Source organism: Bradyrhizobium sp. sBnM-33, assembly GCF_032917945.1.
Lineage (GTDB): Bacteria > Pseudomonadota > Alphaproteobacteria > Rhizobiales > Xanthobacteraceae > Bradyrhizobium.
This window is the reverse complement of the sequence record NZ_CP136624.1, coordinates 4,858,560-4,881,821: the sequence shown is the minus strand read 5'-3', so window position 1 is coordinate 4,881,821 and position 23,262 is coordinate 4,858,560. Positions and strand designations below refer to the sequence as shown.

16 protein-coding genes and 1 pseudogene are annotated in these 23,262 nt (G+C 60.9%); 3 read left to right on the top strand and 14 right to left on the bottom strand.

The features are described 5' to 3' along the window. Positions 1-69: 69 nt before the first annotated feature. From RX328_RS22660 to RX328_RS22635, 6 genes are all read right to left on the bottom strand, one after another. The gene (locus tag RX328_RS22660) at positions 70-369 is read right to left on the bottom strand and encodes a PepSY domain-containing protein (RefSeq protein WP_213254426.1); all 300 of its coding nucleotides are present in this window, start codon (positions 367-369) and stop codon (positions 70-72) included. 136 nt (positions 370-505) lie between these two features. Then, entirely contained in the window at positions 506-1,603 is a 1,098-nt protein-coding gene (locus RX328_RS22655) for a PepSY domain-containing protein (RefSeq protein ID WP_249726962.1), read from the bottom strand. A 171-nt stretch (positions 1,604-1,774) separates the two neighbouring features. Continuing rightward, entirely contained in the window at positions 1,775-2,476 is a 702-nt protein-coding gene (locus RX328_RS22650; protein WP_213254428.1) for a hypothetical protein, read from the bottom strand. A 1-nt stretch (position 2,477) separates the two neighbouring features. Further along, a complete protein-coding gene (locus RX328_RS22645) occupies positions 2,478-5,627 on the bottom strand; it encodes an efflux RND transporter permease subunit (protein WP_213254430.1) in 3,150 nt (1,049 codons plus the stop codon). 55 nt (positions 5,628-5,682) lie between these two features. Beyond that, positions 5,683-6,168, bottom strand: a complete 486-nt coding sequence (locus RX328_RS22640; protein WP_317258492.1) for a hypothetical protein — start codon at positions 6,166-6,168, stop codon at positions 5,683-5,685. After that, positions 6,165-9,290, bottom strand: a complete 3,126-nt coding sequence (locus tag RX328_RS22635; RefSeq protein ID WP_213254434.1) for an efflux RND transporter permease subunit — start codon at positions 9,288-9,290, stop codon at positions 6,165-6,167. Before RX328_RS22635 ends, RX328_RS22640 begins: the two co-directional genes overlap by 4 nt. A 664-nt stretch (positions 9,291-9,954) precedes the next feature. Here RX328_RS22635 and RX328_RS22630 point away from each other — a divergent pair. Further along, on the top strand, positions 9,955-11,775 hold the full coding sequence (locus tag RX328_RS22630; protein WP_213254436.1) for a hypothetical protein: 1,821 nt from the start codon (positions 9,955-9,957) through the stop codon (positions 11,773-11,775). A gap of 257 nt (positions 11,776-12,032) precedes the next feature. Here the strand turns inward: RX328_RS22630 and tnpC are convergent. The 3 genes and pseudogenes from tnpC to RX328_RS22615 all read right to left on the bottom strand — a co-directional run bounded on the left by tnpC (position 12,033) and on the right by RX328_RS22615 (position 14,475). Next, positions 12,033-13,625: pseudogene (tnpC, locus tag RX328_RS22625) on the bottom strand (IS66 family transposase). Positions 13,626-13,717: 92 nt separating this feature from the next. After that, positions 13,718-14,065 carry an IS66 family insertion sequence element accessory protein TnpB gene (gene tnpB, locus RX328_RS22620; RefSeq protein WP_213254438.1) on the bottom strand — a complete coding sequence of 116 codons (348 nt, stop codon included), beginning with the start codon at positions 14,063-14,065 and terminating at the stop codon, positions 13,718-13,720. 200 nt (positions 14,066-14,265) lie between these two features. Beyond that, positions 14,266-14,475, bottom strand: a complete 210-nt coding sequence (locus tag RX328_RS22615) for a transposase (RefSeq protein ID WP_213254440.1) — start codon at positions 14,473-14,475, stop codon at positions 14,266-14,268. A gap of 809 nt (positions 14,476-15,284) precedes the next feature. Here RX328_RS22615 and RX328_RS22610 point away from each other — a divergent pair. Further along, the gene (locus tag RX328_RS22610) at positions 15,285-15,809 is read left to right on the top strand and encodes a hypothetical protein (protein WP_249726965.1); all 525 of its coding nucleotides are present in this window, start codon (positions 15,285-15,287) and stop codon (positions 15,807-15,809) included. Between the two features lie 142 nt (positions 15,810-15,951). Continuing rightward, positions 15,952-16,788, top strand: a complete 837-nt coding sequence (locus RX328_RS22605; RefSeq protein ID WP_249726967.1) for a response regulator transcription factor — start codon at positions 15,952-15,954, stop codon at positions 16,786-16,788. 32 nt (positions 16,789-16,820) lie between these two features. Here RX328_RS22605 and RX328_RS22600 read toward each other — a convergent pair whose 3' ends face one another. The 5 genes from RX328_RS22600 to RX328_RS43790 form a co-directional block, all read right to left on the bottom strand. Beyond that, a complete protein-coding gene (locus tag RX328_RS22600) occupies positions 16,821-18,167 on the bottom strand; it encodes an HlyD family type I secretion periplasmic adaptor subunit (protein ID WP_409410882.1) in 1,347 nt (448 codons plus the stop codon). Positions 18,168-18,375: 208 nt separating this feature from the next. After that, entirely contained in the window at positions 18,376-20,142 is a 1,767-nt protein-coding gene (locus RX328_RS22595) for a type I secretion system permease/ATPase (RefSeq protein ID WP_312018096.1), read from the bottom strand. 147 nt (positions 20,143-20,289) lie between these two features. Further along, positions 20,290-20,817 (bottom strand): hypothetical protein, encoded by a 528-nt coding sequence (locus tag RX328_RS22590; RefSeq protein ID WP_249726968.1) that lies wholly within the window; start codon positions 20,815-20,817, stop codon positions 20,290-20,292. A gap of 300 nt (positions 20,818-21,117) precedes the next feature. Further along, positions 21,118-22,149: a hypothetical protein gene (locus tag RX328_RS22585; protein ID WP_213254446.1), complete on the bottom strand. Its 1,032-nt coding sequence runs from the start codon at positions 22,147-22,149 to the stop codon at positions 21,118-21,120. Positions 22,150-22,597: 448 nt separating this feature from the next. Further along, positions 22,598-22,885, bottom strand: coding sequence for a cupin domain-containing protein (locus RX328_RS43790; RefSeq protein WP_410734069.1), 288 nt, complete (start codon positions 22,883-22,885; stop codon positions 22,598-22,600). Between the last annotated feature and the right edge of the window lie 377 nt (positions 22,886-23,262).

Sequence of the window (23,262 nt, the reverse complement as noted above, 5' to 3'; positions counted from 1 at the left end):
TTGCCCTCTTCATGGCGCTATCCTTTCCCAATAACGAACTTCGCATGCAGTCGTACATGCCGGTACCTGTCAGTCCGTCCCGATAATCTTTCCGCTCTCGATGTCGACGAACACGTCCTTCTCGCCCTGCTCCGGTGATTGGATCTCGATCACGTAGACATTCTTGCCGCGCTTTTTCTCGATCGCCACGTCGGTTACTTCGCCGGGGATGCGTTCAAGCGCAATCTTCTTTGCCTGTTCTTCCGTGATCTTTGCCGCAGGCTGCGCACGCTCTTTCGAACGGCCCGGTTGCTGCGCCTGCACGACGGCCACGGCTGGCGCAACAAGAAGAAGACTGGCGAGCAGGCCCCAGTGGATCGTCCTCTTCATGGCGGTATCCTTTCCGATCAATCGCTACGCCGGAACGGAACACAGAGGGATCGCCCGTGATCCACGATTTCGTCCCCCGCGGGAAGAGAAACCCGTGCGACGAAAATCGTGGATCAGGGCGCTCGCACCGTTCACATCAGTCTGTTCCGACGATCTTTCCGGACTCGATGTCGACAAAGACGTCCTTCTCGCCATCCTTCGTCTGGATCTCGACCACGTAGACATTCTTGCCTTTCTTCCGCTCGATCTTCAGGGAGGTGGCCTTGCCGGGGATCTCCGCGAGCGCGATCTTCGTCGCCTGGTCTCCCGAGACCTTCGCCACGGGCGGCGTATACTTCAACGGCTTGTCGCGCAGCTTCCCGACGCTTGAAACGTCCGCGGCGGGATTGTCCTTGGGCAGTGCGTTGGAAACGACGAGCTTGCCGTCCGAGGTGTCGAGCACGACGCCAACCACCGGACACCAGATCTTGTCGGTGATGTCTTTCAGGTCCTGCAGGCCCTGCTCGCGAACCCGCACGCAGTTTTTGAAGGTCCCGGCCGGAACCGCTATTTCGATGCCGGCTTCTATGTTCTCGGCGCCGCCATAGGCCGAGCTCTTGCTGCCGTCGAATATATAGCGGCCGCCGATTGTGAAAGTGCCGGGCATCAACAGGCCCGGTTCGGCCACGCCGTCGCCGTCAGGGTCGCCCGCTCGCCAGGTGCCAGCGAAAATGGGTTTGCCTTCCTCGTTGATCTCCCAACTCACCTCGCCAAAGACGTAGACGCTGTTGGTGGTCTTATCGAGGGCGAACCAATTGAGCGCGCGCTGTGTCAGCGTGCCATCGAGGTACTCCTCTTCCTGAACAACCGCGGTCTTGAATTTGCCGATGCCAGGGAGGTCGAAATCCTCGGTGCTATCCAGGACCACGGTCTCCTTGCGATATTTGCCGTCCGGGTGATCGGGCCGCTCATGCACGTGTTGGTGGCCGGGCACGATCGGGAAATAGAGCGGGTTGACCCCGTGCGGGACGATGTTCTCGCCTTTCAGATGCCAGTCCTTCAGCGACGAGTAATCCTTGTCGCTCTTAAAGCGCGGCGGTTCGTTGATCTCGCCCGCGACTGCGCTGCCAGCCTGCACGAACCCGGCTGCCGTCAGGACGGTGGCCGCCAAAAGCGTGGCACGCCACTTGACAAGCCAACCGGATTGGCTGCTCGCCGGCCTCATCTGCCGTTCCAAACCCTGCTTGTCGAACATCTCAATGCCCTCCAGTTGCGGGCGGCGGTCCGGCCAACTGACGCCCAAGGTTGCGGAAGTTTTCAGCCTGTGTGGCCGACGAACGAGAAAGCGCCGGTGCTCGCTCCCAATAAGAAGGCTTGGTCTGTATGGATCTTCTCTGCTGATCTGAGATCGCGTGGATGGGGTTGTTCATCGCGCCCTCGCAGTGGTGAAGCCGGCTTCGATGAACGACCGATTACCGTCCTTTGCGACGGTCCCAATCGCGAATTTGTAAGCCCTGCCGGCGCGCAGGAACCCTTCAGGTACCGTGAAGGATCTTGCTGAGCCCGGCAGCAGCGCCCGGATTTCGTAGGCCGAACCGGTTTGCTCGATCACGATCGCGCAGGCCTCGATCCCCTTCGGCGCGGACCAGCGCAGGGTCAACGCGGCGGCGGGTAAGTCTTTCTGATCAGGCCGCGGATATTCGAACGCGGCCGGTTCGGGGAATACGTGGCTCAACTGTGCCTCGCCGCGCAGGCTTGCCCCCTTCGTCGTTGTTCCCTCAAAACGATAGGCGCCCGCCGGGAAATCGGTCCGCACAATCCCGTCGTCAGTGGGCTCTGGCGATTCGATCGTAAGACGGCGGAGCCCCAGCTTCGAGTCTGGCGTTTTGAGATCGATCACCGTGCGCTCGGCGGGTGCCAACACCTTTAGTGCAGCCAGCCCATCCTCAGCGCCGGTTGCCTCGAACCGGATCTCGGCATCATGATCCTGCATATTGCGTTCGAGATAGACGGAGAGCTTTTGAAAGCGGCCAGCCTCTGCCTCGGCTGCCGTCGCCGGATATGCTAAAGTGGAGAGTGTCGCAGCGGCGACGCCAATCCAGCCGGTGTGACGACGCGCCGTTCTCATATCACGCGCTCCCGGCTACCGGTGCTGGAACGGTCAGGCGATCCGTCGAACGGCCAGCACCGCGACCGAAGCGGAGATAAAATGCAGGCAAGATAAACAGGTTGAGCAGCGTCGACGTCACGAGGCCGCCCAGAATGACGACCGCCATCGGATATTCGATCTCGTGGCCCGGCAGGTCGCCGAAAATCACCAGCGGCAGAATCGCCAGCCCGGCGGCACCGGTCGTCATCAGGATCGGCCGCAACCGCTCGCTCGCGCCGCGAAGCACGAGGTTCATGCCGAACGCCTCTCCCTCATGGCGTTCCAGATACTGGAAGTGGTTGATCATGATTATCCCGTTGCGGGCGGCGATGCCAAGCACGGTCAGGAAACCGATCAACGAGCCAAGAGAAATTACGCCGCCCGCGAGCCACGCCGCGAGGACGCCGCCCACCAGCGCCGAAGGAAGGGTGAGGAAACTGAGCGCTGCCAGACGCCAGCTGTCGAAAGACTGCCGCAGAAGTATGAGTATGCCGGCGAGCGCCAGAACGGCGAACAGTTGCAGCCGCTCGCGGGTGGCGCGCAGTTCCGCATATTCGCCTTGCAGCACCGCGTAATAGCCAAGTGGAAACGCCATCTTCTGCAGGCGCGACTGCACCTCGGTGGCGACGGCGGCGAGATCGTGGCCCTTGACATTGGCCTGCACGTCGATCCGACGGGAGCTGGCCTCACGCTTGATGGCATTTGGCGTCGGCCGAATGCTGACATCGGCTACTTCAGCGAGCCGAACGCGCTGCCCGGTCGGCGTGTTGATCAGCATCTCGCGGACCGAGTCCACGCTGTGGCGGGACACCGGATCGGTCCACACCTGCACGTCGTACGTGCGGCCGTCGATGAAGATATCGCCGACCTCCTCTCCGGCCATCAAGGTCGCAGAGGCACGCCTGACATCGCCCGGCTTCAGACCGTAGCGTTGTGCTTCCTCCAGCTTCACCGTCACCTGAATGTGCGGTACTTCGACCATCAACTCCTTGTGCAGGTTGACGAGGCCCGGAACGTCCGCGAGTGCCGCGCGGACCTCCTCCGCCTTGTCCCTGAGAACGTCGAGATCGGGGCCGAAGATGCGGACGACGATCGCCTCGCCGGCGCCGGTCAGGACCTCGCGAATGCGTTCCTTCAGATAGGTCTGCACATCGCGGTAGAGGCCGGGATAGCCGTCCACCATTTCCTCGACCTTGGCATGCGTCTTGTCGTAGTCCGCGTCTTTGCTGATGCTGATCCAGTTCTCCCCGAAATTGACGCCGTAGACCTCATCGGCGGCGAAGGCCTGGCCAATATGTGCACCGAAATTGCGTACACCCGGAATTGCGCGCAGTTCCCTGCTCGCGCGGGTCGTGATGCGCAGCATCTCGGGAAGCGAGGTGTCGGGGGTGGTGACCCAGTGCATCAGGAAGTCGCGCTCCTTGAACGAAGGCAGCAGCGAGTGCCCGAGCAGTGGCCAAACGCCGATCCCCGCGAGCGTCACGACACCGATGGCGACATAGGCCGCGCGCGGCGTTCGAGTGGCCCGTTCCAGCAAGGGCGTGTAGTGGCGCTGCAGCCAGATGATCACCGGCGATTCGCGCCCTTCGAGCCGCGCGTTACGCAGCAAGAGGAGACAGAGCGCCGGCGTCACCGTCATCGCGACGACGAGCGAGGCCGCTATCGCGAGCACATAGGCCGTAATCAGCGGCTTGAAGAAGGATCCGGTCAGGCCTTCCATGAACAGCACGGGCACGACCGCGACGACCACGATCAGGGTCGCGTAGACGATCGGCGCCCGCACCTCGAGCGACGCGTCCAGAATGATGCGCGCCGTGCTGCGCGTATCGCCCGCACGCCGTGCAAGACGCAGGCGTCGCATGATGTTCTCGACGTCGATGATCGCGTCGTCGACGACGATCCCCAACGCGATCACGAAGCCCGCCAGGATCATTGTGTTGACGGTGGCGCCGGCCTGGAACAGGACGAGGCTCGCCGCGAGCAGCGACAGCGGAATGGCGACGATGCAGACGATCGCGGTACGCAATTCGTAAAGGAAGATGAATATGATTCCCACGACCAGCAGGCAGCCCAGCAGTAGCGCCCATGATAGATTGTCGATCGAGTCCTCGACGAAAGTCGCTGGCCGGAAGATTGTCGTATCGATCTCCACCCCTGGAAGGCCGGGCTTCATCCTCTCCAGCGCCTCCTCCACCCCGCGGGTGACGGCAAGCGTGTTGCCCCAGGGGAATTTTTCGACGATGAGCATGAGGCCTGGGCCGTCGTTGATAATGGCATCGCCGATCATGCCCTGCGGCGCATAGACAAGATTGGCCACATCGCTCAGCAATAGCGGCGGCTTGCCGGCCGGTTTGGTCACTGGCACCCTGGCAAGCGTTTCGGGTGTCACGCTGGCGCCGACGAAGCGGAGTTGAAAGCGCTGATTGGGTGTTTCGACGAAGCCGCCGGTACCGATATGCGCGCCGCGGGCATAGCGCAGGAGGCCAACGTCGAGGGCATCGGAAACCGCCTCCTGCACCTGATCGAGCGTAATGTTCTCGGCGGCCAACCGCTTCGAATCAACCATGACCTGAACCATTTTGAGCTGCTCGCCCCAGATCGCGACGTTCGCGACGCCGGGAACGCCAAGCAGCCGCTGCCGGATGGTCCAATACGCCAGCATCGACAGGTCCATCACGGACTTGTCCTTTGAGGTAATGCCGACCTTCATGATCCGGCTGGTCGAGGACAACGGCGGCATCATGAAGGGCGGCGCGGCCCATGTCGGCAGGGTCTTGGTCGCGAGCGCCATCCGCTCGCTGACCAGCAGCCGCGCGCGAATTTCGTCGGCACCCGGCTTGAAGATCAGCAGGATCGACGACAGTTGCGGCACCGACTTCGACCGCATCACGTCGACGCCAGGGACGCCGTTCAGCGCGTTTTCCAGCGGCACGGTCACGAGTTGTTCAACTTCGGCGGATGAGAGTCCAAGACAGATTGTCTGGATCTCGACCCGTGGCGGCGCGAATTCCGGGAATACATCCACTGGCACGTCGCGCAGGCGCACCAGGCCAAACCAGATCAGCACCACGCCAAGGGCGAGGACGAGATAACGAAAGCGCAGACTGGAACCTACAATCAGCCTCATCATCACGAGCCCCCCACTCAGGCCGAAGCCGTAATGGAAAAACAATCTCGACGCGCAGCTAGTGACCTACCTTCACCTCAGTCCCGAAGACTTCCGGCACTCCAACGGCAAGCACCTTCGTGCCGGCAGGCGGCCCGTCACTCAGGTAAACATTGTCACCCTTGATGGTGTCGATCTCGACCGCTCCGCGGAAGAAGGTCAACGGATCGGCGCTGATATAGACCCACGTCTTTCCGGTCAGGTCGTAGAGAACAGAGGCATAGGGCACGATCCGGCGGCCCGACGGATCGGCGCGCACCTCGTCAATGAGGATGCCGAGCCGTTCCGCCGCTTTTGGCGTAAGCGTGATCTTTTTGATCTTTGCGTCATTCGTGGCCTCGACCCGCGCGGGCGCGCTCTTTTTGACCGTCGACTCCGCGGCCCATGCTGAGGGACAGGACGCTGCGAGGCACGCGGCAGACGCCGCGACCATCAATGCGTTGAAGCGGACCATGAGACGTTCCTCCTTTTTGACGTCCTTCGAAGCGGCACAAGCGGCGGTCATGACGCGGTCGCCATTTCAAGATCGAGCCGGTCGGCCGTCCAGCCACTGCCGAACCGCAGGTAAAGCGCCGGCAACACGAACAACGTTCCGAGCGTCATGGTAACGACGCCGCCCAAGACCGCGAGCGCAAGCGGGTGCGCGATTTCGAGTCCGGCAACATCACCCATGATCGCGAACGGAAGCACCAGAGCGAGCGTCGTCACCGATGACGCAATGATGCTGGGGAACTGTTCCAGCACGCCGCGACGCACCAGCTTTTCGCCGAACAGCTCACCCTCGTTCAATTGCAGATGCTGGAAATGGGCGACCAGACCGATACCCTGCCGCACCATCAGTGCGAGCACCGCTGCCAGACCCAACAGAGAACCAAGCGAGAAGTGAGCGTCGTTGATTGCGGCTGCCGCTAGGCCGCCGAGTGCCGCGACCGGTACACCGAGCAGCGACAGGGCACTGAGTGTCCAGCTGCGGAGCACCGCCTGCGTCAGCAGGAACATCAATACTACCGCCGCCGCCATGTAGCTGTATATCGATCGCAGGGCGGCTCGCTGTTCCTTGTATTCGCCGAGCACCTCGGCACGGTGCTCGAACGGGAATGCTATCTGCTTGACGCTCTTGGTAACATCAGCCGCCACATCACCAAGCGCCCGCTCGTCCACTTTCGCGGAAACATCGATACGGCGCGAGGACCCCTGGCGCCGGATGATGCTGGTGGCCGGCGCGATGCGAACGTCTGCGACCTGAGCGAGGCGGACCTGAGACCCGCCCTCGCTATTGATCATCAGATTCCGCACGTCATCAATGTTGTCGCGCAACTCCGGGCGTCCCCAGACAACCACGTCGAAAACCTTCTGGTCCTCGAAAAGCGCACCGACGGTGATGCCGCCGACCATCGCGGAGGTTGCCCTGCGGATGTCGCCCGGCTTCAGGCCGTAGTTTGCCGCGCGATCGACATCCACCTTGACTTCGATCGAGGGTTCTTCGACCTGTAATTCGACCCGGGGATTTTCAATGCCGGGGATCTTCGCCATCGATGCGCGGATCTCCTCCGCCTTGGCGCGAAGGATCTCAAGGCTGTTGCCATAGACCCGCACGGTCAGGGTATCCGGGTCACCGGTGAGCGCCTCACGCAGCTTCGTGGACAGGTATGTCCCAACCTCGCCACGCATTCCGGGATAGGCGGTGATGGCAGCTTCCACGGCATCGACCGTTGCTTCGTAGTCGGCCTTCGGATCGATGTTGACCCACACGTGCCCCGCATTGACATCCGTCGCGCGTTCGCAGTTGCACAGCACGGCCCGTCCGAGATCGGCGAAAGCGTTCTGTACTCCCGGGATCTGCCGTAGGTCGCGGATCAGGCCCTCGGTAGATCGGGTCATCGCCTGCAGCGAGGTGCCGGGCGGGCCCTGCCATTCGATCACGAGATCCGTCTCTCTGAAGCTGGGCACCATGTCGCGCTCGAGCGAGCGCCAGAGCGGATAGCACGCGATCGCCGCCACGAGGCAGGCGCCGATGCAGGCGAGCGGCGCGTGGATGACGCGCCCGACGATCCGATCGAAAGGCCTGGCCAACCTATTGATGACCCAACCGCCCGTCGGGGTCAGTGGCGCATTGGCGAGCAGCACCGCGGCCAGCGCGGCGGTCACGATCAACGCCACCAGCATCGAGATGGACACGGCGGCGATATAGGCCCAGGCCATCGGCGCGAAGAACGCGGCGGACCGGCTCTGCATGAACAGAACTGGCAGCACCGCAAGCACGATGATCAGCGACGCGTACAGCATCGGCCGGCGCGTTTCCAGCATCGCACGGACGACGACCATGAAGCCCGACCGACCGTCGCGTTGCGGCGCACGCAAGCGGTGCAGCACATTTTCGACGTCGATAATACTGTCATGCACGATCACGCCGGACGCCATCAGCAGGCCGGCGACGACCATCATGCTGAGCGGGATTCCGGCAGCCTGTAACAGCAGTTCAGCGCAGAGGAACGACAATGAGATCGTGGCCAAGGCGATAACCGCGGTCCTCCAGCTGCCCATCAGAAGGCCAAGCACGATGGCGGCCAGGATGATCGAAACGAGCATGGACTTGCCCAGATTGCTGGTCGCGCGTTCGATGAAACTCGCGGGATGGTAGATGGTCGTATTGATCTCGATACCGGGCAGCCCGGGTTTCAGTTCGTTGAGCGCGCGTTCAACGCCGCGCGTCACGTCCAATGTGTTGAAGCCGGGGAACTTCTCGATCGCAACCATCAGGCCGGGGTTTTCGCCGACGATAGCGTCTCCGATCAGCGCCTGATGACCGTCCACGAGATAGGCGACGTCGCCGACGCTCGTGGTCGTGCCGCTGAGCGGCACCTTGGCGAAGGTACCCACAGTAGAGATTGGCAGCTGGTGACGAATGCTGAGCCGCTGGTTCGGCGTTTCGATGAAGCCGCCGGTACCGGGCGTGGATGAGTTCAGGTAGGTGAGCGGCGAGGACCACACCGCCTCACCGGTCGTCTTGACCACCTGCTCGAGCTTGACGCCCTTCTTGTTCAGGTTTCGGGCGTCGACAAGCACCTGCACCTGCCGCTCGCGCTGACCCCATATCGACACATTCGCCACACCCGGAACCCCGGCGAGGCGTGGTGCGATATTCCAGCGCGCCTGAACGGACATGTCGATCAGCGAGACGGATTTCGAGCTCAGGCCGATGTTCATCACTCGGCTGGCCGAGGAAACCGGCTGAAGCATAACCGGCGGGCTGGAGACGTTCGGCAGTGCGTGCGCCTGCGTCAGCCGTTCCTGCACCATCTGGCGTGCTTTCATCAGATCGGTGCCGGGCGCGAAGATCATCTCGATCGTCGAAAGTCCCGCCATCGATTCCGACTGGATGACCTGGAGCCACGGCACACCGTTGAGCAGGTCCGCCTCCAGCGGCACGGTAATCAACGATTCGACCTCGGCGCTGGAGAGGCCAAGTGATTCCGTCTTCACCGTGAGCGAAGGCAGCGCCAGTTCGGGGATGACGTCTAGCGGCCTGTTACTGGCGCCGACGGCGCCGAGGATCAGAAGGCCGGCAGCACCAACTACAACGAGGGTGCGTAAACGCACGCTGGAGGAAATGAGCCATGCCAACATCGCTGCGCCCCCTCTTTGACCTCTGGTTGTATTTGACCTCTAGCTGTATTTGGCCTCTGGTTGTATTTGACGTCTAGCTGTAGTCGAACTCCGCCCGCCAGAGCAGTTGAACACTGATTTTCTACCCAGCGCTGCAATCTATTTCACAACGAGTTCCAATTTTTGCTATCGATCCTCAGCCGTATGGTCGCTGCAATTCGGTCTCGCTAATGCGGGCTATGTGCCCGTTAGATTACACATTGCCGTATTTCCCAGGCCAAAATCGGCGAGCAAGACACCTTGATGGCGATCTCTTGGCGATTCAAGTTAGCATGCTTACACAATTGTCTGTTGGCTAAAAGGGGGTAATTCCCCATCTGCGGTTATGTGGCTTTTGGGCTATGTGCGAAATCAAAAGATACATTGTAGGAATCGAAAGATATATTTTGCGGCAACCTCAAGTCGACGAGCCTAGTCAAGCGGTGTCGCGGCTGTCTCTTGGTTCGGATACATCGCTTCGCCTGCATTTGTTAACTGTGCCGATGCTGAGTCAGACGGTTGTCTGCAATCGACTTGACGGAGGATGCGCTGGCTGAGACAGTCCGATTACGCGAGCGGAATTGTTATGAGCCGGTTGGCTCGACTGGTTGGGTGGCGTCGATCTGCGGTAGTGATGGGGCCGCGTATGATCTGGGGTAAGCGGGACGAGTTCGTTGCCGGATCCAAGCAACGCCGGCGCGCGGCAGAAATTGGCACGGTCGAGACAACTGAGCAGGGTTGGCAGCGCGTCTGCACCGTTTATCCGTTGATCTTTCGCGCTACGCCGGCATTGTTGTTGAGCCTCGCACTGCTCGTTCCTCCTTGTGCCGCCGCCGAGAATGAGGACGTGGCAGATCTCCGGCGCATGCTCCAGGAGTTGAAGGCAGAGAACCGCAAACTTTCCCAGCGCCTGAGTACTTTGGAGAGCGCGCCGACGGCGCGGCGGACCAAGCCTGCAGCGACGTATGAGCGTCCGACAGCCGTCGCTGCTGCAGCGAAACCGGCACCGGTGGTTGAGGCTCCGCCCGCTCTGCCCGAGCCGGATTTGTCCGAAGCCGCAGCGAAGAGGCCGCTCGGCGTGCGCGTAAGAGAGTTGGAAATCGTCTGGGCGGCTCAGGAGAACGCAACGCGCCAGATCATCCGCGACTCGCTTTCAAAGACCGGGCCGAAGATCAATAGTTTCCTCGCGCTTAGCGGCGTGGTCGAAGGGCTGGCCTCGCGAACCGGATCATTCGACGGACCCACCAAGGAAGACCTGGCTCTGGGTACGGCGGAATTAGACTTCGATATTAAACTCGGCGACTGGTTGACCGGTGCTCTGGTTCTGCACTTCGACAATGGCACTGGCGCAATATTCCCGACCGGGAACCAACCAGTGGTGCCGACCAACCTCCCCGGCGTAGGCGTGGATCGCTTCACGCTTGATCGAACTCACATTTCAGTCGGCGATCTGATGCAATTCCCGATCGCGGCCCGCTTCGGAGTAGAGGTTTTGCATTTCGGTACGTCCACGGGCGTGGCACGCCTGGATACACTATCGATCGGCACTCCGCTGACAACCGAGGTGTTTGAAAACCGTCAGACCGCAGGAGGCCTCGAATTCGCCTGGCCAACCCCAGCGCGGCAGCCGCCGCCGGCGCCTGTCGTTGTTCCACGCGTTAGTCCGTTGGTCGTCGCACCGGCCGTGAGCCAACTGATGCGTTGGCTCGGCTACACTCCGCTCCCTGAGCGGCCGTTCCGGCCTACGCCAGTCACATTCCCCTTCGACCCGGCGCCCTTCTACGGCTCAGTCATGACCTATAGAGGCAGCGAAAGCATCATCCCCGGCCGGACGAAAATCGACGATTATAATGCCAGTCTCGGCTTCCGGACGAGAGGCCATTGCGGCGTGCCTTATGACCAGTTGAAGGACTCGCTTATTTGTCCCTGGACCCTTGACTTCCATGTCGACTACAACACGTCCGTTTTCGAAAGCAGATTTCTGCATTCGTCGTACCTGCCGTTCCTGAGTCAGATCGGCCGGATTCCCGGAGTGGCCGCGAGCCTCAAAACCAGTTTCGGCCCATTCGCGTTCGTGGGCGAGGTAAATGCCGCAGTTCAGGACGCCAGGTTTATCGATGGGCTCGGCATTGCTCGGAACATGATGCCGATGACTTGGCAGGCCTCGATTGCCTACCAGTTTGACTGGAACCCATGGATAACGGAGATCGGTGCGCAGGGCAATTACATCTCGGTGGGATATTCCGGCAGCAAAGACATGGCGGGCGTATCGATCCTGCAAAGCGGCGTACCAACCCGGATCGGATTCGTCCCGCAACACCGGCTTTTCCTCACCGGAGGCGAGTGGGTGATGGATGGGCTGAAGGTGGCCGTGGAATATTCAGCCAACTGGGACTATCCGGTGAGCAGCGGCGGCACGGGAAAGGTCGCGCATGGTGCATTCGGACTGATCCAGCTCAATTTTTGATCCGTCGGGCGTCCGGCGCTTAGAGAAACAAGCCAAATCCTGGAAGCATCGTCACGACAGATAGATTGAGCAGGCCGCTTCAGCCCCGCCGCCCACCAGAATGAACGCAAAAGATTGTTGACTCCCGGTTAGGGAAAATGCAGTTGCGTTTTCGATCGGAGCGACGGTGCGCGTTCTCACGCGCCAGTATAGAGCGCAGGAGCCGCAAATGAGGGGTACCCCTCCGGCGTGGGCCGCGGGTGTTGTCGCTTCGTAGGTCAGGCAGCGGATTTCGCCAGCGCCGTCTTCCATTCCCAGGGCAGCAGCTCATGGAGCCGGTTTTGTGGGGTATCGGCGATGCGAGCGAGCACGTCTGCGAGCCAGGCTTGCGGATCGACGTCGTTGAGCTTTGCCGTCATGATCAGCGTCACCATGACCGCGGCACGATCGGCGCCGCGCTCGGAGCCTGCGAAGAGCCACGACTTTCTTCCGAGGCCTAAGCCACGCAGGGCGCGTTCAGCGGTGTTGTTGGTCAGGCAGACCCGGCCATCTTCGATGAAGCGGGCGAACCGATCCCAGCGGCGCAGCATGTAGTCGATCGGCTTGACGACCGAGGATGAGTTCGACAGGCGGACGCGCTGTTCACGCAGCCATGCTTCCAGCGTCGCCAGCAGAGGAGCGCTCTGTTCTTTGCGCACCCGCAACCGTTCCTCGGCACTTTGGCCGTTGATGCCGCGCTCGATATCGAACATCGCGTCGATGCGCTTGACGGCCTCCAGCGCGATCGGTGAGATCGCCGCGGCGTTCTTGTCGCGCCGGGCATTAGCCGCGATATCTGCCAGCTCGAAGAACTGCCTTCGGGCGTGCGCCCAACACAAGGCAGGAGCAATCGGCCCCTGCGCGCGCGAGGCGTCGTATAGCTCGTTGTAGCCGCTATAGGCGTCGGCCTGCAGGATACCGGTGAAGCTGCCAAGATGCTGGACGGGATCCTCGTGCCGGCGATCGCGCGATGCCTAATAGAGCGCTGCCGGCGGGGCTCGTCCGCCAAATGGCCGGTCGTCGCGGACATAGGTCCAGATATGGCCCTTGATCGTCTGGCCCTTGGCCAGAATCGGCACATTGGTGTCGTCGCCATGCAGCCGCTCGGCGGCCAGGACGTGGCGCTCGATCAGTGCATGAAGCGGCTGCAGGGCCGCCGTACAGGCGCCGACCTGATCGGACAGCGTCGAGAGGCTCAGGTCGATGCCCTCCCGCCGGTAGCGCTCGCTCTGCCGGTTCAATGGCTGATGCTGGCCGAACTTCTCGAAAAGGATCATCGCCAGCAGGTTGGGACCGGCAAAGCCACGCGGTGTCACGTGGAAGGGCGCGGGCGGCTGGGTGATCCTCTCGCAGTCCCGGCACGAGAACTTCTCGCGCACGGTCTGGATCACCTTCCACTGCCGGGGAACGACCTCCAGCGTCTCGGTAATATCTTCGCCCAGCTTTGATAGTTTCGATGAGCCGCAGCAGGGACAGCTCTCCGGTGCGGCGACCACGACCCGCTCGCGCGGCAGATGATCGGGGAACGGTTTGCGCGACGGCCGCTTGCGCTGGAAGGACTTGACGGTCTGTGTCTGAGCCGCCGCCCTCTCAGCCGCCAGTTCGTCTTCGGTTGCGGTTGCTTCCAACTCTTCAAGCTGAAGCTCCATCTGCTCCAGCAACCGTGCCTTGCGCTCCGAGCGGCTGCCGTAAATCTGGCGACGGAGCTTCTCGATCTCGAGCTTGAGGTAACTGATCAGTGCCTCGGCCGCCTTCGCGTTGGCCGCTTCCGCTTTGGCGCTCGCCGCAACCGCCTCCGCTTCGAGCCGCGCGGCCCGTTCGGCGATGATCATCGCATGTGCGGCGGCAAGGTCAGTGGGGAGCGATTCAGGACGAGTCACGAAGCGATGGAATCACATCCATCGCCATCCGCAAGCGAAAAGCGTCAGCCGACCGATGTCGGCCGCCAGGTCTCCTGTGGGTGTCGCCAGTCGATGCCGGACAAAAGAAAACCAAGTTGTGCCGATGAGATCGCCACCGCGCCGTCAGCCGGGCTCGGCCACAAGAACCGGCCCCTCTCAAGGCGTTTGGTGAACAAGCAAGCACCCTGGCCATCATGCCAGATCACCTTCAGCAGGTTGCCGCGACGCCCGCGGAAGCAAAACAAGTGGCCTCTCAAGGGATCGCGCTGCAAGATCTCCTGGACCTGCAGAGCCAGCGACGGGAAGCCCTTGCGCATATCGGTGTGGCCGGTCGCAAGCCACACCCGCACGCCCGTCGGAAGCGGGATCATCGCTGTCGTGGCCCATCGGACAAGGCCGCGACGGCTGCCGTCACTGTCGCCGCGTCGACCGCACCCGCGATCCGCATCCGCGCCCCGGCGTAAACTCGATCTCGATCGCACCGCTGCTGGCCGATGCTTGCGCAGGTATCGGCGGCTCGGGCTCCGCGATCACCGTCACCGGCACGAAGCCGATTTGTCGTCCATCAGCGTCATTCTGCTCGGCGCGAAATGACCCGCCGCCACTTGAGAAGCAATGAACGCGAGACGCCGTATCGCCGGGCGGTCGCCGACACTTGCCGCGGACCCTGCAGGCTCTCCAGCACGATCCTGAGCTTCTCATCCTCGGACCAGCGCCGCCGCCGGCCCATCTCCACCACTTCGAGCCGCCCGATTTGGGCACTGTGCTTATCACTGTCCATAAGGACAGTTCTCAACATAGAGACCACCTCGCAAGGCGGCCCCCGCCGGAGGCTTACAATGAGGGCGGCGAGTAGCGCGTTATAAGCCTTCAGCTCCTGCGTTCCCCTTTAAGGAAGCACACCAGCGAAATCCGATGACGATCCCGGCGGATTTCCGATGCGAAGCAAACGACTGACGCTCGTGTCGGTCGTCATCCATACCAGCGCTCTCGCTATCCGGATTTATGGTAGTTCCAGTAAGCAACAATGCACTAGCGATCCCGAGCACGAAGAGAGGATGAGCGCGATCCGCTGGAACGGGCGGGCAGTTGCTGGCGAACATCGCAAGCCAGGCTAACTTCTTTACCAGCCCCCGCTCAGCTCAGTGTCGAGTTTGCTTTCAGCATTTCCAGCTTGTGGGCGTTCAAGGCGGAGAATTTTGCGAAGTGCGCTGCAAGCCAAACCATGCCGAGGGGCCGAACCACAATGAACTTTCATCGAGACGATGTTCAGGTCTGCTTTCGTGCCGATACTGTTGCAAAACTCATCTTGGATCACTGAGCACAAATGTTCCGGACCGCTGGTGCGGCGATCAAACGTTTATGCCACACGATCGCGAACTCACGAGCGGACGGGCGCTTAAGCAGCAGTTAATACTTTTGCGCAAATGATAGACAACCAGCGCAATATTAGATCGCCGCAAGAAGTGCGAGCGGAACTCAGGCCCCTTATGAGGGATTAGCATGAGAACGCTTCTCATTGGTGTTCTGGCTGCGACCCTGGTTGGCTGTAGCTGCCTTTTACCGCCACAAGCGAGCTTGGACGCGTGCATGGACGCGGGCGGGTCCGGCTGTCTCAACGGGATGGCGGTCGGTCGGTCGATTGAACCGGCGACAGCGTCATCCAAGACCAATTCCGCGACAACAAAAGTCAAGTCCACGATCGCGACGAAGACGCCGGAAGAGCCGTCGATTGCCCACGTCCGCGACAGGCCCCACCCCCCTGAGAAAAAGGCGAAGTCCACTGTGATCGAAGCGAAAGTCGGGGCTCCGGCATCTGGTCGGCCCGCTGAGACGTCCGATCCGGTCATCATCAAGGCGAAGACTACGATTGCTGCGAAGTTGGAGGACCCGACATCTGCCGAGTTCGGTGAGATGAAACGGGCCACCCGCAAAAATACGCTCGGGAAGTCCGTCGACACCATTTGCGGCCGTGTCAAAGGAAAAAACGCGTCGGGCGAAGATACCGGAGATAGGCCGTTTCTATATCTCGTGACGGAAGATGAAGCATACGTCGTCGATGGCCCCGCGAATTCGGCGGCGGCGAGCGCGTATCGCAATATTTGCAGCAGCTAGCCTGGAACAACAGAACCGCTGCCAAGATCTTTTGCGACGGACCAGAAGGTCCCTGACGACGTTCCTGCGAACGAATTCGAAGTTCGGGAGCAACGTGGCGATCTAGCAATTCGCTGCAGAGTGTGTGGGGCAGACTTGCTCCATGGAAAATGGAAATCAAAACTGGTGGAGTGCTCAGCGTTTCTCTGAACTCGGGGATATCATGGACGATCTTACTAATCTCGCGGAACTAGCCCAGGGGTCACAAAACTCACCGGTGATCGTGATCATCGAGCAGCATGTCCTGGCGCGTACGTGCATCCTCAATATCCTCAAGAGAGAACTCACTGGATTCGAGATCGTCGAGATGGCAACGACGAGTGGTCTGAACTGGCTATCAGGCAGAGACATCCGCTTGATTGCGCTTAATATCGGGAGCAAGCAGATCACCGACCCTTCGATCGAGGAGAGCCTCGCCCTCCTCGCAGAATCCTGCCCGAAGGCGTCCGTTGCTGTTTTGTCAAATCGCGACGACGACGCGACGGCTTCAGCTGCGATGCAACGGGGAGTGCGCGGCTTTTTTCCGACATCGATCCCGGTCGAAGTCGCTATCGCAGGACTACGCCTGGTTCTCGCCGGTGGGGTCTACCGGCCGTTACCGATCGTTGGGCAAAATGGAGCGTCGAGCCTCAAGGCGATATCGGAATGTCCCGGCGCGCTCGAGCTATTCGGAACTAACGAGGGTAACGGCGCCACCAGGATTGTGCCGGAGAAGGCGATGGGTGAGCTTACGCCACGCGAACAACATGTGCTCGAGGCGCTGCAGCTCGGCCTTCCCAACAAGTTGATTGCCGTCAGGCTCAACCTTTCGGAAAACACCGTAAAAATGCATATTCAACGTATCATGCGAAAATGCTCCGCGCATAACCGCACTGAGGCGGTCGTTCGCTGGAGCCGAGCCAACGGTCATGCGCGGCCCTCACGCGTGCGGTCATCTTGAGAGCTGCCAGAGCTCGCAGTTCTGGTCGCAGCTTAATCCTCGCGGAACGCGCCGTGGAAGCTGTCGAGCAGAGGTCTGAGAGCGTAGAGCGCCACGGTGCCGCGACCCGTCTTGATGAACACCTGGGCCGGCATTCCGGGAATAATCTGGAAACCATCGATCCCGGCGCCCGCCGGATCCTGCACCCGAATCTTCGTTGCGTAGTAGGGTTGATCCGTGCGCTTGTCGACCAGACGGTCGGCGGAAACGTGTATCACGGTGCCATGGAGCCGTGGCACGCGGCGCTGATTGTAAGGCAGAAGATTCACGTCGGCGCTCAGTCCGGGACGGACCACATCGATGTCTTCGGGCCTGACGCGCGCGATCACGATGAGTCGATCTTGCCGGGGAACTAGATCCATGAGAGGTGCCCCGGCGCCGATCACGCCGCCTAGCGTATGGATCTTCAGGTCGGTTACAACGCCGTCCTCGGGCGCCTTGACCGACGTTCGCAAGAGCTGGTCGTTGGCCGTCTGCAGTCGCTCGCGTAGCTGAAAAATCTGGTTTTGTACCTCGCGCAGCGACTGCGCTATCTCGTTATGACGGTCATTCTCCATCTTGAGCAGAACTGCCTGGGATTCGTTGATGACCTGCTCGGCGCGCGATATCTGCGCGACAATCTCACCCCGCCGCCCCTCGATGTCGGCGACTTCCCGCTCGAGGTTCAAAAGCCTCGGGCGCCGCTCAAGTCCTTTGTTGACGAGCATGGCGACGGTTGCCGCTTCTTCACGGACGATTTCGATGCGCCTCGACGCCGCGCTTTCCTGCGCCCTGAGGCCCTCGATCTCCTTTTCCACCTGCGACCTTTTTTCGCGGTTCACGGCCACTTGCGATTGAAAGACCTGCCGGCGCGTTTCGAAGATGGCCTGCTGGCCAGCAAGAACATCCGCGACCGACTGACTGGCATTCTGCGCCGTCTCCAGTCTGGCTGGAAACGACACCCGCCAGTCGCCGTGCTGTTCCGCCTGCAGCCGTGCCTCTCGTGCCATCGCCTCCCACAACTGGCCTTGCAGGCTCTGGGCTTCGGCGCGGGCCTTGGTGTCTTCCAGCGAGATCAGTGTTTGTCCGGCGCGGACGACGTCGCCATCCGCGACCAGAATTTCCCTGACGATGCCACCCTCCAGGTGTTGAATTGTCTTGCGACTCGACTCGGATTCGACGGTGCCGATCGCAATCGCGGCGCTCTCGAGCGGGGCATAGGTTGACCAGGTACCGAGACCAACGACAAAGCCACAAACCAGCAGGTTTCCAGTCCAGGTGACGCCGCGAAGCCGTTCGCGAAGCGCCGGCGGCGCCGATCTCAGCCACCGTGGGACCTCCCAAAGCTCGGAGTGAACGATTGCAGTCTTCAGATGATCCCATCCTCTTCGGGCAACGAGGTCAGAATGCTTGAGGTAGATCCAGGTGACACGGCGCAGCCGCTCGCAGAACGGTAGCGCCACCCATCTCAACCACAGTGAAACCTCTCGAATCCTGATCTGAGCGAATGAAAGTTTCATGAGATCCCGTTCCCTTCGGGCAAAGCGATAGGGAGAAGTGTACCGCGAGTCATGGCGAGATCGGTTGCGGCGAGGCGCCAGTGCTGCTTTCGCAGTTCTGGTCCGAACGACCTCGCACCGGTTCGCGCGCAGCAACTTGAGGTCGCGCCAAACACCTCTCGAAAACTTCCCTGCTCTCGCCGAAGGCGGTAACCGCGCCGTCCTGCATGATGGCAATCTTGTCCGTTACGCCCAGAATCCCGATCCGGTGGGTGATGATGATGACAGTGGTGTTGGCCGCCTTCATCCATGCAATGGCGTCGAACAGCATGCGCTCGCCGAGCGCGTCGAGGCTGGAGTTCGGCTCGTCGAGGACCACGAGGTGCGGGTCGCCGAAGAACGCCCGTGCAAGGCCGAGGCGCTGGCGAAGCCCGCGTGGAAGATTAGCGCCTCCGCCAACGACGACCGTATCGTACGCCTGCGGCAGCCGGATGATCGTCTCGTGAATACCGGCAAGCTTTGTTGCTTCAACAACTTTTTGCAAATCGGCATCGTCCAGCCGTGCAATGATGTCCTTTATGGTTTCTCCGAAGAGGTCGATATCCTGCGGCAGGTATCCAAGCCGCCGGCCGCCGCCCAAATCGCGCACGGCTGAAATGTCGATACCATCGAGCAGCACCGAACCTGCCGTCGGAGCCGAGATTCCAGTGATGATCTTGCCAAGCGTGGATTTGCCGGAGCCCGATGGACCGATGATGCCAAGGCATTCACCGGGCGCGAGACGGAACGACACGCCCTTCACGAACAGATGGTTCGATCCCGGCAGGGCAGCGCCGACATTGTTGACGATGAGGTCTCCCTTCGGCCTGTCCGGGAGGGCCTTGATGTTCGCAGCCGGGGTGACTGCGGACATAATGTCGTTGAGCCGGCGGTAGGCGGCGAGAGCCATCGCGAATGCCTTCCAGCCCGCAATCGCCCCTTCAACGGGCGGGAGCGCGCGTCCGAACAGCATGCTCGCGGCAAAGATGATGGCAGGACTTCTGCCCTGCTCCAGGACGAGCCAGGCGGCAGTGCCCATGATCACTACCTGCGTCAGCGCGCGCACGGGTTTGGAGATCAGCATGATAGTCTCGTGGCGGCGCTGAACCACCTCTTGCTCGCTCCGCGCATCCTGCGCAGCCTGACGGATGAGGCGCGCGGCGCCGTCGAGCATTCCCATGGCCCGGATCACGTGGAGGTTTGCGACGGCCGTGCCGAACCATCCCTGGCTCCTGGTCAGCGCGGCAGCCGACCGCGCCAGCGGGCCTTCCGTGAGCCGGTCTCCGGCAAGCCCAAGACCAAGCAGGAGAAGCGCGCTGAGTGTGCCGATCACACCCAACAAGGGATGCACGAGGAAGAGAACGCCGAGGAAGAGCGGCGTCCACAGCGCGTCAAACAGGGTCGAGCAGGCTCCGGACTGAGCGAACTGACGCAGGGTCGCAAGATCGCGATAGGCTTCCGATGCCCGAAAGCGATCGGCCTCATAGGCGTATTTGAAGCACGCGGAGAGCGCTGCCGGATGGAGCTCTTCTTCAAGCCACTCGCCCATCCGGCCCAATGCAGCCCGGCGCAACGCATCAAGCACGCCGCCAACCACGACGGTAAACGCAACGATCAGCGTCAGCATCAGGAGCGTAGCGCCGCTGCGGCTCGATAGGACGCGATCATAGATCTGAAGCAGATAGATCGAAGGCGCGAGAAGGAGGAGATTGTAGCTGCAGCTATACGCGAAAACGAGTCCGAGCGATCCCGCGCAGGTCCGCAAGGCCGCTTTCAACGGCGTCCGCGCTGGTGACATCGTTTGCAGCCGAAGCGGTGGCATCAGCATTGCGTTCCCGCCAGAGATCTGAAGTCCGACCCTTCCCCGCCCCGTTGTTCGCCGACTTTGCAGCGAAGCGAGAACCGGCAGCCCCCGCTGCCGGTTCTCTGCCCCCGGAGGCGCCGATCAGCCGTGCACTAACATGCCTGAATCGTCGATATAGTAGTGCTCGTAGCTGTTGAGCGCGTCGTTCAGGTTCGCGGACTCGATGCTGGCCTTGACGTCAAGGTCCCCGCCTTCCGCCTTGCTGTGGTCTCCGCCATCGCCGCCGATGCCGGCCCACACGTTCTGACTCATGTCCGCCGAGAGGTCGTTTTTCTGATAGGCCGACGTGCTAGCATCCACGTCGGACTTGTTGTGGCCGCTGTCCGTTTCCTGGTCGCCATCCGATACGGCTTTGCCGCCCTCTGCTTTCGAATGCTTCTCCGCCTTCGCATTCGCGCCCCCGGCGTCCCAGTCCGCGTCCTGGTGAACCTTATCGCCTGTCTTGACGTACACGTCGGCTCCATCAGCCTTGTTGTAAGGGTTGAACTCGATGCTTGGGCTGCTGCTGATGTTACCTTTGTTGATGCCATCTCCACCGTTGCCTGCGCTGTTGCCACCGGTCGAAACCTTGAACGCGATCGTGTCGGAAGGAAACAATACCTTTGCCATGTGGATCTCCCTGGTCTGGTTTGCACACTGTGCGTCCCAATGTGGACGGCACGAGTTTTGGATTTCGATGCCGGATCGGTCTAGCCGCCAAAGCTGATGCCATCCTTTTGCAAACCGTGTACGCCCGAAGTGCTACCCTCTCGGCGCCGAACCCAGTGATCTCCAATGCCACCAGAAGCGTTTTCAAGCGAAGCATGCCCTCGGACTTGATCCCGGGGGTAGAGACCGTTCACGTCAGGAAGAAAACGCGTCAAATCAAAATCCAGAGCGCCGCTTCGACTCTATCGAACGGAGAACGCTCTAGGCATGGTCCAGCAAGTGAAGGTCAGACAACAGGTGCATGGCGAAATCGCCGCCAAACACGGCGTTGCCGTGACCGCCGTCACCGCCTATTCCGGCAATCTGGATCGTGCTCTGATCGAATTGGACGTTGTTGCTCTGATGAGCCTCGGCTGTTGAATTGTAGCCGGCGATCGCAATGTTGATCGGGGCGTAGATCGCCACGTCGATGTCGACCATGCTTCCCGAGAAATGGCCGTTGCCGCCGTTGCCGGCGCCGTTGTTGCCGGTCGCGATGACGTCAGAGCCGATCAAGTCGAAAATGGAAGAAAATATGTCCGGGGTTCCGCCAGTCGCGGCATTGCCGTTCCCACCATCACCTCCGACGCCGGCCATCTGAAACGCGGATTGATCGAACACCACATCGTTCATCTGATGAGCGTTGGCACTGGAATTGTATCCTGCCACGGCGATATTGATAGGATAGTAGAACGCAAAGGACGCGTGAACGAGGCCCCCGTAAAAGTATCCGTCTCCGCCGTTGCCGGCATGGTTATTCCCGCTCGCGATCACATCGGAGCCCATCCCGCCGTGGTCGGATGCGAGACCTAACCCACCGATGGGTTGGTGGGGCCTGTGGTCAGTTCCGGAGAAGGACGCATCTCCGCCAATCGCGGCATTGCCGTTCCCGCCATCACCCCCGACGCCGGCCATCTGAAACGCGGATTGATCGAGCACCACATCATTCGTCTGATCAGCGTGGGCACTGGAATTGTATCCCGCCACCGCAATGTTGATCGGGGCATAGACCGCGACAGGAGCATGCATCATTGCTCCGAAGAAGTAGCCATCGCCACCGTTGCCGGCGCTGTTGTCACCGGTGGTGATCACGCCAGAGCCGACAGACCCGAACGCGCCGACGCCTCCGCCCAATGCGGCGTTCCAATTGCCGCCATCACCGCCAACTCCCGCGATCTGGGTTGGGGACTGATCAAAATAGGCGATGTTGGTCTGATCGGCGACGGCAATTGTATGGTTGGCCGCCTGCGTCATGTCGGCCGGCTCGGAAGCAGCGTAGCTGCCGCCGATCGGGCTGCCGGCAAAACAGGCCTTGACGCCGAGGCCGGCGCTGATCTCCCCAGCGTGGTCCGGGAAGAGTGGCCGCGAATCCGCGGAAAGCCACCATGAGACTGGCGCGTCGGCATCGTATGGATACCTACTGCCGAGGTAAACGCCGTCCGATAGACCCCGAACACCCATGGCTGCTGCCCTACCGAAATCGCTTCGCGCCGACTGGACGGACGCTCCCGAACTCAAGAGAGAATGTCACCGCGGCAACCCAAAAGCCGAGTCGTCAATTCGGATCGCAAACGTTCGGACGGTTGACATGACATCGGTTACGCCCGTTCGGACGTGCCCGCGCTTTCGATTGTCCGGAGGTTGAGCCGAGCTGAGCCGACCAACAAAGCCTCGGTCGTCCGCAAAGCCAAACCGTAGGACGTCACAGACAAGTGTCCGCTTGAGGCGGCCTCTTGCAATGCGAGCGGCTACTGTTTGCGCGGATCGTCAGCCGGATTGATGTAATCGATGCCGGGCCGATAAATTGAACTTGAAGGATCCCTTCCTCGCTTCCGGTCCAAGCGTAATGGGCGTGTTTTGCGGGGTGTACCCATAACGAGCCTGGCTTTAGGAGATCACCCTTCTTTTCGAGTTTTTCACCATGGCTACTGCCGTCATCACCACTTATGACTGTGACGACTTCGGAATAGGGATGAGTATGCGGAGGCATTTGGAAGTTAGGTCGAAACTTGATGCGTAAGACGACAACCTCGCCCGCTTTCGTGGGATCACCGACCAAGGTGGCAATCTGAACGCCCTTCGAAAAGGCTGGATTATCCTTCCATATGAGTGCGTCGGGCATCACCCGGAATGCAGTATTTTGCGCCATTGCCGGAATCGAGAGTGAAATCAAACCGCCGCCGTTAGCAGCAATTTTTCATGCGACTTCCTCCCCAAGCTGTAAGCAGCAAGAGACGCAAATCGCAATGTCCCGTCAGTGTGGAAACCAAATTGGAGCTGCGCGCCACAATTTTGCGTGCGTCAACACGAGTCAAACTACGTCATGAGAGACGGGCGAACCATAAGTCAAGTTTCGGAGATTGCGGC